The sequence below is a fragment of the Streptomyces sp. NPDC001927 genome (genome assembly GCF_053594455.1).
Genome location: NZ_JBSFEN010000001.1, coordinates 111,055 through 126,783 on the forward strand (window position 1 = coordinate 111,055; position 15,729 = coordinate 126,783).

Below are 15,729 nucleotides of genomic sequence, written 5' to 3' on the forward strand. Positions count from 1 at the left end.
CATGGGACGGGTCACCGAACGACGGCGCGTCATCCGGATCCGGGGCGCGGCCGTCAACGAGCGCCCGGACACGCTGGTGGCCGAGGAGCCGCTGGAGATCCGGCTGAACGGCAAGCCGCTCGCGATCACGATGCGCACGCCCGGCGACGACTTCGCGCTCGCGGCCGGGTTCCTGGTCAGCGAGGGCGTGCTCGGCGCCGCGTCGGACGTGCGGAACATCGTGTACTGCGCGGGCGCCAAGGACGACGGGACGAACACGTACAACGTGGTGGACGTCCAGCTGGCGCCCGGCGTCCCCGTCCCGGACATCACCCTCGAGCGGAACGTGTACACGACGTCGTCGTGCGGGCTGTGCGGCAAGGCCAGCCTGGACGCGGTCCGCACCACGGCCCGCTTCCCGATCGCCGACGCTCCCCCGGTCCGGCTGACGCCCGAGCTCCTGGCCCGCCTCCCCGACCGGCTGAGGGCCGCCCAGCGGGTCTTCGACCGGACCGGGGGGCTGCACGCGGCGGCGCTGTTCTCCGAGGACGGCGAGCTGCTCGACGTACGGGAGGACGTGGGCCGGCACAACGCGGTGGACAAGCTGGTCGGCCGGGCGCTGAGCGACGGGCGGCTTCCGCTCTCCCGGGCGGTCCTGCTGGTCTCCGGCCGTGCCTCGTTCGAGCTGGCGCAGAAGGCCGTGATGGCGGGCATCCCGGTGCTCGCCGCCGTCTCGGCGCCGTCCTCGCTGGCCGTGGACCTGGCCGCCGAGACGGGCCTCACGCTGGTCGGCTTCCTGCGCGGGCAGGACATGAACGTGTACGCGGGCGAGCACCGGATCGCCCTCGGGGCCGCGGCCGCGCACGGCTGACCGGGCGCCGCCCGCCGCACGGGTCGGGCCACCGGCCGGCGGGGAGCGCCCCCTGCGCCGGCCGGTCCCGCACCGCTCGTCCCGCTCGTACCTCCCGCACCGCTTGTCCCGCTCATACCGCCCGCGCCGCTCATACCCGCCCGCACCGCTCCTACCTCGCGTACCGCGGCTGTCAGCTCCCCGCGACCGCCAGCAGCAGCTTGCCCGTGCTCGCCCGCGTGCCCATCAGCCGGTGTGCCTCGGCGGCGTCCGCGAGCGGGAACTCGGCGGTGACCGGCAGGGTGACCGTGCCGTCGGCGACCGTCGCGAACGCCCGCTCGGCCAGGCTCCGCAGCTCGGCCGGGGCGGTCTTCGCCAGCGTCAGGATCGAGAAGCCGCCGACGGAGACACCGGTCGGGTACAGCTCGGGCTGCCCCACCCGCCAGGGTTCGGCCGAGCTGGCGTTGCCGAAGGAGACCAGGCGGCCGAAGACCGCGAGCGAGGCCAGGGCGGCCCGGAAGGTCTCGCCGCCGACCGGGTCGAGGGCCAGGTCGACGCCGCGACCGCCGGTCGCGTCCCGGACGGCCTTCTCGAACGCGCCGACGAAGACCTCGTCGTAGCCGTGGGCGCGGGCGTGGGCCGCCTTCGCCTCGGAGGAGACCACGCCGTACACCGCGCCCGCGCCGGCCGCCTTCGCCAACTGGCCGACCACCGTGCCGATTCCACCCGCAGCACCCTGGACCAGGACGCTCTCGCCGGCCCGGAGCCGGCCCACGGTGTGGACGAGGGCGAACGCCGTGGGCAGGACCGTGGGCAGGGTGGCGGCGGTACGCGGGTCGATGCCGGGCGGGAGCGGGAAGACGGTGGCGGCGTCGGCGAGGACCACCTCCGCGTACGCCCCGCCGTCCGTCAGGGCGGTCACCTGCTCGCCCACGCTCAGGCCGGTGACGCCCGCGCCGAGCGCCCGGATCCGCCCCGAGGCCTCCAGGCCGGGACGGTAGGGCAGGCCGGGGACCCGGTAGCCCTCGGCGCGCGCCTTCAGGTCGGCGAAGTTCACCCCGACGTACGCGACGTCGATGCTCACCTGGCCGGGGCCCGGCTCGGGCACGTCGGCCTCCACCGGGCGGAGGACCTCGGGACGGCCGTACCCCTCGAACTCGATCGCACGCATGCCGCACCCCTGGCTCGACTGTTCAATGAAAAGCGAACACTCACGAGCGTATGGTTTTCATCGAACAGTCGGCAAGCAGGAAGGGAGCGGCCATGGCCCAGCGCACGGCCGGTCACCGCGCCGCCCCCGAGCACACCCACCCGGACGAGGTCCCCGTCGAGACCGCGCTGGCCGCGCTCGCCGATCCCGTACGCCTCACTCTCGTACGGGAGTTGGCGGATTCCGCCGAGTGGTCACGGAGCTGCGGCAGCTTCGACGTGCCCGTCGGGAAGGCGGCGCTCAGCCACCACTTCTCCGTCCTGCGCGGGGCGGGCCTCGTCGAGCAGCGCGACGAGGGCCCCCGGCGGGTCAACCGGCTCCGGCGGGTGGAGTTCGAGGCCCGCTTCCCGGGCCTCCTCGCGCTGGTGCTGCGCGCCGAGCCGGCGGACAGGCCCTAGGCCGGACGTCAGCGTCGGCGGCGGGCGGGCGTGGCGGGTTCCACCGCGGGTGGGTCGATCATCTGGAGCGCGAGGGTCGCCGGGGGTTCGGCGAGGCCGGGGCCGCCCGCGGCTGTCCAGGCCAGGATGTCGTCGAGGCAGTCCTCGTCGGTGACGAACGCGATCCAGGCGGCGCGCCCGCCCCGGCGGCGGCCCTCGGTGGAGGGCTGGACGACGACGATGTTGGCCTGGGCGCAGGGTCCGAGGCAGTCGCTGGTACGGACGGACAGCCGGCCCCCGGACTCCTCGGCCGCGCGTCGGAGCCGGGCGAGCTGGCCCGCGTGGTCGACGCCCGGGTTCTTGCCCGCGTCGCCGCAGCAACAGCCCCGGCAGACGACCAGGGAGCAGGGGCGGGCGCCGTACCGTATCGGGACCGGGGTCACTCGGATCCGTCCAGGGTGAGGACGGCGAGGACCGGTGCGCTGGGGCCGGGATCGGGTGCGGGCATGAGGGAAACGGTAGCGGGCCCGGTGATCTTCACCAGAGGGCGGGGCGAGAACCCGCCATCCCGGGGGTTCCCCGCAGCGCTCAGCCCCGGCTCGCCGCGACCGCCGGCCGTGCCTCGGGCGCGGGGGTCTCCTCCGGGTCCCGCGCGCGGCGCTTGGCGATCACCGCGCAGACCATCAGCTGCATCTGGTGGAAGAGCATCAGCGGCAGGACCGCCATCGCGGCCTGCGGTCCGAAGAGCACGCTCGCCATCGGGAGCCCGGCCGCCAGGCTCTTCTTCGAGCCCGCGAACTGGATCGCGATCCGGTCGCCCCGGTCGAAGCCGAGCCGCCGCGCGCCGAACCAGGTCAGCGACAGCATCGCGGCGAGCAGCACCGCCTCGACCACGAGCAGCAGCCCGAGCCGCCCCGGCGTGATCTGGTGCCAGATGCCGGCGACCATGCCGTGGCTGAAGGCCGTGTAGACGACGAGCAGGATCGAGCCCCGGTCGACGTACCCGAGCACCTTCTTGTTCCGCAGCACGAACCCACCGACCCAGCGCCGCAGCACCTGCCCCGCCAGGAACGGAACGAGCAGCTGGAGCACGATCTGCGTCAGCGAGTCGGCGGAGAAACCGCCCGCCGTGGAGCCGAGCAGCAGCGCCGCGAGCAGCGGGGTGAGCACGACCCCGGCGAGCGAGGAGAACGAGCCCGCGCAGATCGCGGCCGGGACGTTGCCCCGGGCGATCGAGGTGAACGCGATCGAGGACTGGACGGTGGACGGCACCAGGCACAGGAAGAGCAGGCCGCTGTAGAGCGGAGGGGTGAGAACGGCCGGGACGAGCCCCTTCGCCGCGAGCCCGAGGAGCGGGAAGACGACGAAGGTGGCCGCGAGGACCGTGACGTGGAGCCGCCAGTGCCGGAGCCCGTCCAGCGCCTCACGGGTGGAGAGCCGGGCGCCGTAGAGGAAGAAGAGGAGGGCGATGGCCGCCGTCGAGGCGCCGTCGGCGACCGTCGCGGCGCCGCCGGAGGCGGGCAGCAGGGCCGCCAGGCCGACCGTGCCGAGGATCACCAGGATGTACGGGTCGATCGGCAGCCAGGACGGCAGGAGGGTCGTACGGCGGCTCATGTGCTGGTGCTCCACTGCTTCCGGGTCGGACGTGCTTCCGAGGGGAAGCGCTTCGGGGGAAGTGCTTCCGGTCGGAAGTGCTCCCGAGGCGGGAATGCTTCCGGATCAAGAGTGCTTCCGGGGCGAGGATCGTGCCTCCCCATCCTGCTCCTCGCGGCGGCGATCGGGAATCCCGTACAGCGCTCTGACTGTCATCACGGAACGCGATGACCCGCGCTAGCCTGGCCCTATGTACGATCCGGCCCAGCTCCGCACCTTCCTCGCGGTCGCCGAGACCCTGAGTTTCACGCGGGCCGCCCGCCGGCTCGGCGTCCGCCAGTCGACGGTGAGCCAGCACGTGCGGCGCCTGGAGGACGCCACGGGGCGTCCGCTGTTCACCCGGGACACGCACAGCGTGGAGTTGACGGAGGACGGCGAGGCGATGCTCGGCTTCGCCCGGACGATCCTCAGCGCCCACGAGCGGGCCGCCGCGTTCTTCACCGGGACCCGGCTGCGCGGGCGGCTGCGCTTCGGGGCCTCGGAGGACTTCGTGGTGACCCGGCTGCCGGAGATCCTGGAGTCGTTCCGGCGCGAGCACCCCGAGGTGGACCTGGAGCTGACCGTCGAGCTGTCCGGGACGCTCAACGCCCGGCTCGAGGCGGGGCGGCTCGACCTGATCCTGGCGAAGCGGCGCGCCGAGGAAAGCGGGGGCGAGCTGGTCTGGCGGGACGCGCTGGTCTGGATCGGCGCGCCGCGCCTGCGGCTCGACCCGGAGCGTCCGGTGCCGCTGATCGTGTTCCCGCCGCCCGGCATCACCCGGGCCCGGGCGCTCGAAGCCCTGGAGGCGCAGGGCCGGGCGTGGCGGATCGCCTGTACGAGTTCCAGCCTGAGCGCCAACATCGCGGCGGCCCGCGCCGGGCTCGGGGTGATGGCGCACACCCGTGGGCTCGTGCCGCCCGGTCTGGCGCGGTTGCCGGCCCGGGCGGGCCTGCCGGACCTGGGCGACGTCGACTTCGTACTCCGTACCGGCCGACGGCCCGGTTCGGCGCAGGAGGCGGCCGGCGCGCTGGCCGCCGCGATCCTGGCGGGCGGCGTCCGCCTGCACCGGCCGGACTGATCCGACCCGACCGACCCCCGCTTCTCTCCGCGCGTCGCGTGAACGGTGAGCGGCCGGTACAGATTCCGTGGAGATTGCGGACCGGGCTACTTACTCAACAGTCAGTAACCGCCCTCCGCAGTCCCTCAGTTGCTCTCTCAAACTCCCCTGACCTGTGAGAACACCCAATGTCCCGGCTTGGTGAAGGCCCTCCCGCCCGTCGGCCCCGTGGGGTACCGTCACCCGCGCCGTACGGAGCGCGACATCGAGCGTTCGAGGAGCAGGTCATTGCGCGAGTTCACCGTGCCGCCCATCGAGGCGGCGCCTCAGGTCGGCGGTCTGGCGGACGCCGTGTTCGACCGTGCCGAGCAGACCCCCGACCATGTCGCGCTCGGCCGCAAGGACGCCACCGGGCAGTGGCGTGACGTGACGTCGGCGCAGTTCCGGGACGAGGTGCTCGCGCTCGCGAAGGGGCTGATCGCGCACGGCGTTCGGTTCGGGGACCGGGTCGCCATCATGGCCAGGACCCGTTACGAATGGACCCTGTTCGACTTCGCGCTGTGGACGGTCGGCGCCCAGCCGGTGCCGATCTACCCGACCTCCTCGGCCGAACAGGTCTACTGGATGCTGTACGACGCCGAGGTCACCGCCTGCGTGGTGGAGTCCGAGGACCACGCGATGACGATCGGCTCGGTCATCGACCGGCTGCCCCGGCTCCAGCGGCTGTGGCAGCTCGACGCGGGCGCCGGCGCGGTCGCCGAACTGACGGCGGCGGGCGCCGAGATCGACGAGGACGTGGTGCAGCGGCACCGCCGGGCGGTGACGCCCGAGTCGGTGGCGACGATCATCTACACCTCGGGCACGACCGGCCGCCCCAAGGGCTGTGTCATCACCCACTCCAACTTCATGTTCGAGACGGACATGCTGACCGGCCGCTGGGAGCCGGTCTTCCACTCCAAGCCGGGCGACGAGGCCTCCACGCTGCTCTTCCTGCCGCTCGCCCATGTCTTCGGGCGGATGGTGGAGGTGGCGGCGATCCTGAGCGGGGTGAAGCTGGGCCATCAGCCCGTCCTGCAGGCCGCCGCGCTCTTGCCGGACCTGGCGGCCTTCCGGCCGACGTTCATCCTGGCCGTGCCGTACGTCTTCGAGAAGGTCTTCCACGCCGCCCGCCGGCGTGCGGAGAGCGAGGGGAAGGCGGGGCCGTTCGACAAGGCGGTCGAGGTGGCGGTCAAGTACGCGGAGGCGGCGGAGCACAAGGCCTTCGGGCTCGGCCCGGGCCCGTCGGCGGGGCTGCGGATGCAGCACCAGTTCTTCGAGAAGGTCGTGTACGGGAAGGTCCGCGAGGCCATGGGCGGGCGGGTCCGGCACGCGATGTCGGGCGGCTCGGGCATGGACCGGCGGCTCGGCCTCTTCTTCGAGGGGGCCGGGGTGACGATCTTCGAGGGGTACGGCCTGACGGAGTCCTCGGCTGCGGCCACCGCCAATCCGCCGGAGCGGGTCCGGTACGGAACGGTCGGGCAGCCGGTGCCGGGGACGACGGTGCACATCGCCGAGGACGGGGAGGTGTGGCTGCACGGCGGCCAGATCTTCTCGGGGTACCTCAACAACCCGCAGGCGACCGCCGCCGTCCTCAACGGCGGCTGGCTGGCGACCGGGGATCTGGGCTCGCTCGACGAGGACGGCTATCTGACGATCACCGGGCGGAAGAAGGAGATCCTGGTGACCTCCAACGGCAAGAGCGTCTCGCCCGCGGGCCTGGAGGAGCGGGTTCGGGCGCATCCGCTGATCGCGCAGTGCATCGTGGTCGGCAACGACCGGCCGTACATCGCCGCCCTGGTGACGATGGATCAGGAGGCGGTGGAGCACTGGCTGGCGATGCAGGGGCGGCCGCCGCTGCCGCCCGGCGAGCTGGTGCGCGACCCGAGCCTGGAGACGGAGATCCGGCGGGCCGTGGTGGCGGCCAACACCCTGGTCTCGCAGGCCGAGTCCATCCGGACGTTCCGCATCCTGGCCCATCCGTTCAGTGAGGAGCACGGCCTGCTCACGCCCTCCCTGAAGCTGAAGCGGAAGGCGATCGAGCAGGCGTACGCGACGGAGGTCAACGCGCTGTACGGCTGATCCGGGCGGCGGTCAAACCTTTCTGACGCATCATCAATTGACGTTGTATCAGTTATTGACCCTTCATCAGCACGGTCACAGAATGCGGTCACCCGACGGAGGGACGACCGACCGTGCTGCGACCGATCCGCACCCTCGCCGCCGCGGCGGCGGCCCTGCTCCTCGCCACCGCCTGCAACTCCGCCTCCACCGGCGGCACTTCGGAGAAGCCCGGCGCGTCCGGCTCCTCCGGCGCCTCCGTACGCGGAGTCACCGCCGACGCCATCAAGGTCGGCGGGATCGTCTCCATGACGACCGCGAGCGGCTACTCCAAGAAGGACACCGACCTCGGCGCCCGGGCCCGCTACGACCGGGCCAACGCCGAGGGCGGGATCAACGGCCGGAAGATCGACTACCTGGGCGCCGAGGACGACGGCCAGGACCCGGCGAAGAACCTCGCCGCGGCCCGCAAACTCGTCCAGCAGGACAAGGTCTTCGCCGTCTCCCCCATGAGCTCGGTCACCTTCGCCGGAGCCGACTTCCTCAACGGCCAGGAGGTCCCGACCGTGGGCTGGGGCACGCTCCCCTCCTTCTGCGGCCCGGAGTACATCTACGGCTTCAACGGCTGCCTCGTCCCCACCCCCGGCGGCACCCTCAACCAGACCTGGCCCGAGGGCCTCGCCGCCGTCCTCGGCGGCGCGCGCGGCAAATCGGTCGCGCTGATCGCGGGCGACAACGACGCCGGCAAGTTCGGCATCCGTACCTTCACCCAGGGCTTCAAGTCGGCCGGATTCCAGGTCCCGTACGCGAAGGCCGTGGTGCCCGCGACCTCGATGCCGAGCGACTGGTCGGCCTACACGAAGGAGATCCTGCGCTCGGGGCCCGGCGGCGGCGCGCCCGACGCCGTCGTCTCCGTGATGCAGACGCCGTACAACATCGGCCTGTTCACCGCCCTCAAGCGCTCCGGCTACAAGGGGATCCTCACCGACCCGACGGACTACGACCCCGGGCTGCTCGCCAAGGACGCGACGAAGCAGGCGCTCGACGGGGTGCACGTGCTGCTCCAGTTCCAGCCCTTCGAGGCGGACAGCCCGGCGATGCGCCAGTTCAAGGAGGACATCAGGAAGGCCGCGGGCGGCAAGGACATCCCCCTGAACATGCACATGCTCACCGGCTACATGAGCGCCGACCTCTTCCTCTCCGTCGCCGCGAAGGCCGGCAAGGACCTCACCGTCGAGTCCTTCCAGAAGGCGGCGTCCGGGTTCTCCGACACCGGTACGCTCGTCGGCGACCGTGCCCTGCCCAAGGGGCAGAAGGAGAGCTTCGGCTGCGGGTCGCTGGTCCGGCTGAAGAACGGGCGGTACGAGGTCGCCGTGCCGTTCAAGTGCTACCCGCCGATCCCGTTCGGCTGAGGGGCGCGTTCGCGTGGGTGACCTGCTGGGCTTCGTCCTGAGCGGTCTCGTCTCGGGCGCGCTCTACGCGCTGCTCGCGACCGGGCTCGTCCTCTCGTACTCCGCCTCCGGGCTCTTCAACTTCGCGCACGGCGCCACCGCGTACCTGTGCGCGCTGGCGTTCTACGAGCTCCACTCCGGTTTCGGCTGGCCGGCCGTGCCCACCGCGCTGCTCCTGGTGTGCGTGGTCGCGCCCGGCCTCGGCTGGGGGCTCGACCGGCTGATGTTCCGGAAGCTGGCGGGCGTCGGAGAGACCGCGCAGATCGTGGCGACGATCGGTCTGCTGGTCGCCCTGCCGGCGGCCGGGCTGTGGGCGGTCGAGCTCCTGGAGCGGGCCGGCGCTCCGGTCCTGCCCGCCGAGAACCAGTTCGGGCTTCCTGGCGTCGGGCCGAGCCCGGCGGTGTCCTGGCAGCTCCTCGACGGTGTCGGCATCGACTCCGACCAGCTCATCACCTGGGTCGCGACGGCGCTCGCCGCCGCCGGGCTCTGGGTGCTGATGCGGCACACCCGGCTCGGACTGCTGCTGCGCGCCGCCGTCGACAACCGCTCGCTGACCGAGCTGCGCGGCATCAGCGCCGACCGGCTGTCCTCGATCGCCTGGATGCTGTCCTCGGGCCTCGCCGGGCTCGCCGGGGTCCTCGCGACCCCGCTGCTCGGCCTCTCGGCCCACGACTACACCCTGTTCCTCTTCGTCTCGGCGACGGCGGCGGTCCTGGGCCGCTTCGCGTCCGTGCCGCTCGCGTTCGCGGGCGGTCTCGGACTCGGGGTGCTGCAGAACCTGGTGGCCGGGTACTCCTCGTTCGCCGAGGACATCACCGGCTTCCGTACCGCTGTCCCCTTCCTCATCCTCTTCGCCGGCCTCGTCGTGCTCGCCCAGCGGCGGCGCGCCGCGGGCACGGCGGCGGCGGACCCGCCGCCGGTCGACTACCTGGCCGGGAAGGGCTGGGGCCGCAGATGGGGCGCGTGGGTGGTGGGCGGAGTGCTCCTCGGTACGGCGTTCTACACCGTCACCACGCCCTTCTGGAGCGGGATCCTGGCCCAAGGCCTCGCCATCGGGCTCGTGTTCATGTCCTTCACGGTGGTCACCGGGCTCGGGGCGATGGTGTCGCTGGCCCAGGCGACGTTCGTGACCGGCGCCGCCCTGGTCGCCGGTCTGCTGATGAGCCACGGCTGGCCGTTCGTCGCGGCCGCGGCCGTCGGCACGGCCGCGGCGGCGGTGCTCGGCGCGGTGGTGGCCCTCCCCGCGCTGCGGCTCGGCGGACGGTCCCTCGCGCTCGCCACGCTGGCCCTCGCCTTCCTGGCGGACCAGGTGCTCTTCCAACTGGGGTGGCTGCGCAACGGCGACACCGGCTGGGAGATCCCCCGGCCCGTCGTCGGCCCGCTGGACCTGGGCGACGACCGGGCGCTCGGCCTCGCGCTCGTGCTGCTCTGCGGCGCGGTCGTGGCGCTGCTGACCTGGCTGCGCGGCTCGCGCTGGGGCCGGGCGATCCTGGCCGTGCGCTCCGCGCCGGAGGCCGCAGCCGCGTCGGGTGTGTCGGTGGTCCGGACGAAGCTGCTGCTCTTCACGGTGTCGGCGGGGCTCGCGGGGTTCGGGGGCGTGCTGCTCGCCTCGTACAGCACGCGGATCACGGCGACGGACTTCACGGCCATGACGGGCCTGGTGTGGCTCGCCGTCGTGGTCGCGGCGGGCGTGCGGCGCCCGCAGTTCGCGGTGGTGGCGGGGCTCGTCTTCGCGGTGGTCCCGCACCTGATGGCGACGTACGTGACGGAGTCCGCGCACCTGCCGGTGATCCTCTTCGGCCTGGCGGGCCTCGCCCTGGCCAACGACCCGGACGGGTACTGCGCCGCCTGGCCTTCGCGGCGGGCGGCGCGGGCGGCTTCCTCGGCTCCGTCGGCTTCGGCAGGCTCCTCGGCTGCGGCGATTCCGGCGCAGCCCGTACGCCGGGAGGCCGAAGCGGCCGCCGGGCAGGTGCCCGCGCTCGAACTGCGGGGCGTCCGGGCCGGGTACGGCGGTGCGGCCGTGCTGCACGGGGTGGACCTCGCGGTGCGCGCGGGCGAGGTGCTCGTGCTGCTCGGTCCGAACGGGGCCGGGAAGTCGACCCTGTGCCGGGTCGCGGCGGGCCTGCTGCGGCCCGCCGAGGGTCTGGTACGGGTACGGGGCGAGGACGCGACCCGGGACGCGGCGGTCGCGCGGGCGCGGCGCGGGGTGCGGCTCGCGCCCGAGGGGCGGGGGATCTTCGCGGGGCTCTCCATCGAGGAGAACCTGGCCCTGCACCTGCCGGCGGCCGAGGACCGGGACGCCGTCTACGCCCGCTTCCCCGTGCTCGCCGCCCGTCGCGGCGTCCACGCCGGGTCGCTGTCGGGCGGGGAGCAGCAGCTCCTCGCGCTCGCCCCGCTCCTCCAGCACCCGCCGGAGGTCCTCGTCGCCGACGAGCCGTCCCTCGGGCTCGCGCCCCGCGTCGTGGACGAGGTCTTCGGGCTCCTCACCGAGCTCCGTGCGCACGGGACCGCGCTCGTTCTGGTCGAGGAGAAGGCGGCCGAGGTGCTCGCGCTCGCCGACACCGTCGCGTACCTCGCGCAGGGCGAGACCGCCTGGTCCGGGCCGAGGTCCGAGGTGGATCCGGACCGGCTCGCCGAGGCCTACCTGGGGACGGGAGTCCGCCGATGACCGCTGCCATGCTCCGCGCGAGCGGGATCTCCGTCCGCTTCGGCGGCGTCCACGCCCTGCGCGACGTGACGATCGACGTCCGGCCGGGCGAGATCTGTGGCCTCATCGGGCCCAACGGCGCGGGCAAGACGACGCTCTTCGACGTGCTGTCCGGCATCCGCCGCCCGGACGCGGGCGGGATCTCGTACGCGGGGGCGGACATCACCCGCCGCTCCCCCGTGTGGCGGGCCCGCCACGGGATCCGCAGGACCTTCCAACGCCAGCAGCTCTTCGGGCAGTTGACGGTGGCGGACAACCTGGTCGTGGCCCAGGACTGGCGGGGCGGGGCGCGCCGGGGCGCACGCCACCGGGAGCGGGCGGCGGCCGTGCTCCACGAGTGCGGCCTTGACGCCCTGGCGGGTTCGTACGCGGGCGCGCTACCCGTCGGGCAGGCCCGTATGGTCGAACTCGCCCGGGCGCTCGCCGACCCGCCCCGGGTCCTGCTGCTCGACGAGCCGGCGTCCGGCACGACCGCCGAGGAGCGGCGCCAACTGGCCGCCGTCATCCGGCACATGGCGGACGAGGAGAACTGCGCGGTGCTGCTCGTCGAGCACAACGTGGCCTTCGTGATGGAGCTGTGCTCGCGGGTCGTCGTGCTCGACCTCGGCCGGGTGCTCGCCGAGGGGACGGCCGCCGAGGTCCGGGCCGACCCCGCGGTCAGGGAGGCGTACCTCGGCTCGACCGCCCCGCAGGAGAGCGCCCACGGGGACGGGCCCGGGCGCGGGGAATGAGATCGCCGGTGTCCGTGTTGACGTGGGGAGTACCACCCCCCGAGACGTAAGGATCGACAGCACGTGAGCACGGACAACAAGGTCCCCACCCTCACCCTGAACAACGGCGTGGAGATGCCGCAGCTCGGTTTCGGCGTCTGGCAGGTGCCGGACGACGAGGCGACCAGCGCGGTGGCGACGGCCCTGGAGGCCGGTTACCGCTCGATCGACACCGCCGCGATCTACGCGAACGAGAAGGGCACCGGCCGCGCCATCGCCGCGTCCGGCGTCCCCCGCGAGGAGCTGTTCGTCACCACCAAGCTGTGGAACAGCGAGCAGGGCCTCGAGTCGACCCTGCGGGCCTTCGACGAGTCGCTCGACAAGCTGGGCCTGGAGTACGTGGATCTCTACCTGATCCACTGGCCGGTGCCGGCGAAGGACGCGTACGTCGACACCTACCGCGCGTTCGAGAAGATCCTGGCCGACGGCCGGGCGAAGGCGATCGGTGTCTCCAACTTCCTTCCGGAGCACCTGGAGCGGCTGATCGGCGAGACCTCGGTCGTCCCCGCCGTCAACCAGATCGAGCTCCACCCGCACCTGCAGCAGCACGCCTCGCGCGAGGCGCACGCCCGGCACGGCATCGCGACCGAGGCCTGGTCGCCGCTGGGCCAGGGCAAGGGCCTGCTCGACGTCCCGGCGATCGTCGCCGTCGCGCAGAAGCACGGCCGCACCCCGGCCCAGGTGGTGCTGCGCTGGCACCTGCAGACGGGGAACGTGGTCATCCCGAAGTCGGTGACCCCGTCCCGTATCCGCGAGAACATCGACGTCTTCGGCTTCGCCCTCGACGACGAGGACATGGCCGCGATCGCGGTCCTCGACGAGAACCGTCGCCTGGGCCCGAACCCGGCCGAGTTCAACGTCGGCGCCTGAGCGCCTGGTACGGCCCGAGGTGGGCGCCGGTTCCTTCCGGCGCCCACCTCGGCGTACGGCCGCTCGTACGGTGGTCAGACCGTCAGGACGAGCTTGCCGCGCGTCCGGCCCGACTCGCCGAGTGCGTGCGCCTTGGCGGCCTCGGCGAGCGGCAGGACGGTGTCGACCTCCGGCCGCAGCTGTCCGGCCTCGACCAGCGCGGCGAGGGCGAGCAGTCCGGCGTAGTCGGGCTCGACCAGGGTGAAGCCGGTGCGGATGCCGCGTACGGACGCGGGCACGTCGTCGGGCGAGGGCAGCGTCACCAGCGAACCGCCGTCGCGCAGCACGGGCAGCGAGCGCGTGCCGTAATCGCCGCCGTAGCAGTCGAGGACGATGTCCACGTCCCGTACGGCCTGCGCGAAGTCGGTCGTCGTGTAGTCGATCGGCTCGTCCACGCCGAGGGAGCGCAGGAAGTCGTGCTTGGCGCCGCTCGCGGTGCCGATGACGTACGCGCCGCGTGCCTTGGCGATCTGTACGGCGAGGTGTCCGACGCCGCCGGCCGCCGCGTGGACCAGGACCCGCTGGCCTGCGCGCAGACGGGCGGTCTCGACGAGCGCCTGCCAGGCGGTGAGCCCGGCGAGCGGCAGCGCGGCGGCCTCCACGTGGCTGAGCCCTGCGGGCTTGCGGGCGAAGTGGCGGGCGGGGGCGGCGACGTACTCGGCGTAGCCGCCGCCCTGCTGCGGGAACTGCGGCATGCCGAAGACCTCGTCGCCGGGCGCGTACAGGGTGACGCCGAACCCGACGGCCTCGACGACGCCCGAGACGTCCCAGCCGAGGATCGGGGGCTCGCCCCAGGGGCCGAAGCCGCCGGAGGCGCGGATCTTCCAGTCGGCGGGGTTGACGCCGGCGGCGTGGACCCGGACGAGGATCTCGGTCGGACCCGGCTCGGGACGGGCGACCCGGGCCTCGGCGAGGACCTCGGGGCCGCCCCACGCGGTGGCGGTGATCGCGCGCATGGTGGCGGGGGCGTCGGTGGCGGTGTCGTTCATGAGGATGGCTCCTGGTGCCGGGGAACTCCTGATGACCACCAGCCTCGGCCGAGGCGCCGCCGGCCGATACTGGCCAGAACGCCATGATGTGACAGAATCTGGCCATGACCTCTTGCGTGCCCCTCCCGCCGGGAGAGCGACCGGCTGACGCGCCCCCGCTCCACCGGGTGGCCGTCCTGGCCCTGGACGGCGTCATCCCGTTCGAGCTGGGCATCCCCTCCCGCATCCTCGGCGGCGCCTGCACGAACGAGGGCCTGCCCCTGTACGACGTGCGCGTCTGTTCGCTCGACGGCTCCCCCGTGCGCACCTCCGACGGCTTCTCCGTCGTCCCCGAGCACGGCCCCGAGGAGCTGGCGGCGGCCGACACCGTCGTCGTGCCGCCCACGGTCGAGATGCGCACCCTCGCCGACGACGGCAGCCTCACCGTCCTGGTCGCCGACGCGCTGGCATGCATCAGGCCGGGCACCCGGGTCGTGTCGATCTGCAACGGCGCGTACGCGCTCGCGGCCGCCGGACTCCTCGACGGGCGCCCCGCCACCACCCACTGGTGGGAGACCGCCCACTTCCAGTCGCTCTTCCCCCTGGTCCACCTCGACGAGGACGTTCTCTTCGTCGACGACGGGGACGTCCTGACCTCGGCGGGGGCGGCGGCCGGGGTCGACCTCTGTCTGCACCTGGTCCGGCGCGACCACGGCAGCGCCACCGCGAACGCGGTCGCACGGCGCTGTGTCGTCCCGCCGTGGCGGGACGGCGGGCAGGCGCAGTACATCGAGCGCCCGGTCCCCGAGCCGACCACGACGACCACCGCCCCCACGCGCGCGTGGGCCCTTGAGCGGCTCGACCGTCCGCTGACGCTGACCGAGCTGGCGGCGCACGCGCGGATGAGCGTACGGACCTTCACGCGCCGCTTCCGGGACGAGGCCGGGACGACCCCGGGCCAGTGGCTGACCGCCCAACGGGTCGAGCTGGCGAAGCAGTTGCTGGAGACCAGCGATCTGACCGTGGATCACATCGCGGACCGGGCGGGCTTCGGCAGCGGGAACTCGCTGCGGCAGCACATGCGCGCCCAGGTCGGCATCTCCCCGGCCGCCTACCGGCGCGCCTTCCATCGCACGTCCGAGGACACCACAGCCAAGGACGCAACCGTCCAGGACATCACCGCCAAGGACATCACCGTCCAGGACATTACGGTCAAGGAAAAGGAGTTCGCGCAGTGAGCCATGCGAGCGGTTCGCCCACGCCGGTCGACGAGGGTCTCTACCGGGTACGGAACGTGGCCAGCGGGCTGCTTCTGGAGGTGTACGACGGGTCGAGCCGCAGCGGCGCGAACGTGCAGCAGGGCAAGGAGAACGGCACGCCGGGCCAGCACTGGCACATCGTGCCCGTGCCCAACGGCGGCGGCCTCTACCACCTGGTGAACGCGGCCAGCGGCAAGCGGCTCGACGTGGCGAACGCCTCGACGGAGAACGGCGCCAACATCCAGCAGTGGAAGGCGAACAACTTCGGCGCGCAGGAGTGGATCATCGAGCAGGACCTCCAGTCGCCGGGCACGGTCGCGCTGGTGAGCTTCATCAGCGGGCTGCTCCTGGAGGTCGAGGACGGCTCGATGGACGACGGCGGGAACGTACGGCAGTGGGAGGACACCGACTCCCCTTCCCAGTGGTGGCAGTTGGAGCCGGTGGCCGCGTCTTCCGTGTGACG

General features: G+C 73.1%; 14 protein-coding genes. 10 read left to right on the forward strand and 4 right to left on the reverse strand.

The annotated features are described in order from the left end of the window. Position 1 precedes the first annotated feature (1 nt). Positions 2–850 (forward strand): formate dehydrogenase accessory sulfurtransferase FdhD, encoded by an 849-nt coding sequence (gene fdhD / locus ACWCO8_RS00500; protein ID WP_384504095.1) that lies wholly within the window; start codon positions 2–4, stop codon positions 848–850. A gap of 172 nt (positions 851–1,022) precedes the next feature. On the opposite strand, the gene ACWCO8_RS00505 is transcribed toward fdhD, so the two are convergent. Next, complete coding sequence (locus ACWCO8_RS00505; RefSeq protein ID WP_451030219.1) at positions 1,023–2,000, reverse strand: quinone oxidoreductase family protein; 978 nt, start codon at positions 1,998–2,000, stop codon at positions 1,023–1,025. Between the two features lie 92 nt (positions 2,001–2,092). Between ACWCO8_RS00505 and ACWCO8_RS00510 the strand changes: the two genes are divergently transcribed. Then, positions 2,093–2,437 carry an ArsR/SmtB family transcription factor gene (locus tag ACWCO8_RS00510; RefSeq protein ID WP_451030220.1) on the forward strand — a complete coding sequence of 115 codons (345 nt, stop codon included), beginning with the start codon at positions 2,093–2,095 and terminating at the stop codon, positions 2,435–2,437. An 8-nt stretch (positions 2,438–2,445) separates the two neighbouring features. Here the strand turns inward: ACWCO8_RS00510 and ACWCO8_RS00515 are convergent, their stop codons facing one another. Next, the gene (locus ACWCO8_RS00515; protein ID WP_362002508.1) at positions 2,446–2,859 is read right to left on the reverse strand and encodes a (2Fe-2S) ferredoxin domain-containing protein; all 414 of its coding nucleotides are present in this window, start codon (positions 2,857–2,859) and stop codon (positions 2,446–2,448) included. 145 nt (positions 2,860–3,004) lie between these two features. Next, complete coding sequence (locus ACWCO8_RS00520; protein ID WP_451030221.1) at positions 3,005–4,030, reverse strand: bile acid:sodium symporter family protein; 1,026 nt, start codon at positions 4,028–4,030, stop codon at positions 3,005–3,007. Positions 4,031–4,259: 229 nt separating this feature from the next. Between ACWCO8_RS00520 and ACWCO8_RS00525 the strand changes: the two genes are divergently transcribed. From ACWCO8_RS00525 to ACWCO8_RS00550, 6 genes are all read left to right on the forward strand, one after another. Further along, complete coding sequence (locus ACWCO8_RS00525; RefSeq protein WP_362002504.1) at positions 4,260–5,126, forward strand: LysR substrate-binding domain-containing protein; 867 nt, start codon at positions 4,260–4,262, stop codon at positions 5,124–5,126. Positions 5,127–5,393: 267 nt separating this feature from the next. After that, positions 5,394–7,223, forward strand: a complete 1,830-nt coding sequence (locus ACWCO8_RS00530; protein WP_451030222.1) for an AMP-dependent synthetase/ligase — start codon at positions 5,394–5,396, stop codon at positions 7,221–7,223. Between the two features lie 113 nt (positions 7,224–7,336). After that, positions 7,337–8,614 carry an ABC transporter substrate-binding protein gene (locus ACWCO8_RS00535; RefSeq protein ID WP_451030223.1) on the forward strand — a complete coding sequence of 426 codons (1,278 nt, stop codon included), beginning with the start codon at positions 7,337–7,339 and terminating at the stop codon, positions 8,612–8,614. A 13-nt stretch (positions 8,615–8,627) separates the two neighbouring features. Further along, positions 8,628–11,321 carry an ABC transporter permease subunit gene (locus ACWCO8_RS00540; protein WP_451030224.1) on the forward strand — a complete coding sequence of 898 codons (2,694 nt, stop codon included), beginning with the start codon at positions 8,628–8,630 and terminating at the stop codon, positions 11,319–11,321. Then, on the forward strand, positions 11,318–12,091 hold the full coding sequence (locus tag ACWCO8_RS00545) for an ABC transporter ATP-binding protein (protein ID WP_451030225.1): 774 nt from the start codon (positions 11,318–11,320) through the stop codon (positions 12,089–12,091). Before ACWCO8_RS00540 ends, ACWCO8_RS00545 begins: the two co-directional genes overlap by 4 nt. A 114-nt stretch (positions 12,092–12,205) precedes the next feature. Continuing rightward, positions 12,206–13,000, forward strand: a complete 795-nt coding sequence (locus ACWCO8_RS00550) for an aldo/keto reductase (protein WP_451030871.1) — start codon at positions 12,206–12,208, stop codon at positions 12,998–13,000. A 74-nt stretch (positions 13,001–13,074) separates the two neighbouring features. Here the strand turns inward: ACWCO8_RS00550 and ACWCO8_RS00555 are convergent, their stop codons facing one another. Beyond that, positions 13,075–14,028 (reverse strand): NADP-dependent oxidoreductase, encoded by a 954-nt coding sequence (locus tag ACWCO8_RS00555; RefSeq protein WP_451030226.1) that lies wholly within the window; start codon positions 14,026–14,028, stop codon positions 13,075–13,077. A gap of 104 nt (positions 14,029–14,132) precedes the next feature. On the opposite strand from ACWCO8_RS00555, the gene ACWCO8_RS00560 reads away from it, so the two are divergent. Then, complete coding sequence (locus ACWCO8_RS00560) at positions 14,133–15,245, forward strand: GlxA family transcriptional regulator (RefSeq protein ID WP_451030227.1); 1,113 nt, start codon at positions 14,133–14,135, stop codon at positions 15,243–15,245. Beyond that, positions 15,242–15,727 (forward strand): RICIN domain-containing protein, encoded by a 486-nt coding sequence (locus ACWCO8_RS00565; protein ID WP_451030228.1) that lies wholly within the window; start codon positions 15,242–15,244, stop codon positions 15,725–15,727. The genes ACWCO8_RS00560 and ACWCO8_RS00565 overlap by 4 nt, the downstream gene beginning before the upstream one ends. The last annotated feature ends 2 nt before the right edge of the window (positions 15,728–15,729 follow it).

What these genes read in the sequence shown, in the direction of transcription:
- fdhD (WP_384504095.1), top strand. Translation starts at nt 2, where the DNA reads ATGGGACGGGTCACCGAACGACGGCGCGTCATCCGGATCCGGGGCGCG.
- ACWCO8_RS00505 (WP_451030219.1), bottom strand. Translation starts at nt 2,000, where the DNA reads ATGCGTGCGATCGAGTTCGAGGGGTACGGCCGTCCCGAGGTCCTCCGC.
- ACWCO8_RS00510 (WP_451030220.1), top strand. Translation starts at nt 2,093, where the DNA reads ATGGCCCAGCGCACGGCCGGTCACCGCGCCGCCCCCGAGCACACCCAC.
- ACWCO8_RS00520 (WP_451030221.1), bottom strand. Translation starts at nt 4,030, where the DNA reads ATGAGCCGCCGTACGACCCTCCTGCCGTCCTGGCTGCCGATCGACCCG.
- ACWCO8_RS00525 (WP_362002504.1), top strand. Translation starts at nt 4,260, where the DNA reads ATGTACGATCCGGCCCAGCTCCGCACCTTCCTCGCGGTCGCCGAGACC.
- ACWCO8_RS00545 (WP_451030225.1), top strand. Translation starts at nt 11,318, where the DNA reads ATGACCGCTGCCATGCTCCGCGCGAGCGGGATCTCCGTCCGCTTCGGC.
- ACWCO8_RS00550 (WP_451030871.1), top strand. Translation starts at nt 12,206, where the DNA reads ATGCCGCAGCTCGGTTTCGGCGTCTGGCAGGTGCCGGACGACGAGGCG.
- ACWCO8_RS00555 (WP_451030226.1), bottom strand. Translation starts at nt 14,028, where the DNA reads ATGAACGACACCGCCACCGACGCCCCCGCCACCATGCGCGCGATCACC.
- ACWCO8_RS00560 (WP_451030227.1), top strand. Translation starts at nt 14,133, where the DNA reads ATGACCTCTTGCGTGCCCCTCCCGCCGGGAGAGCGACCGGCTGACGCG.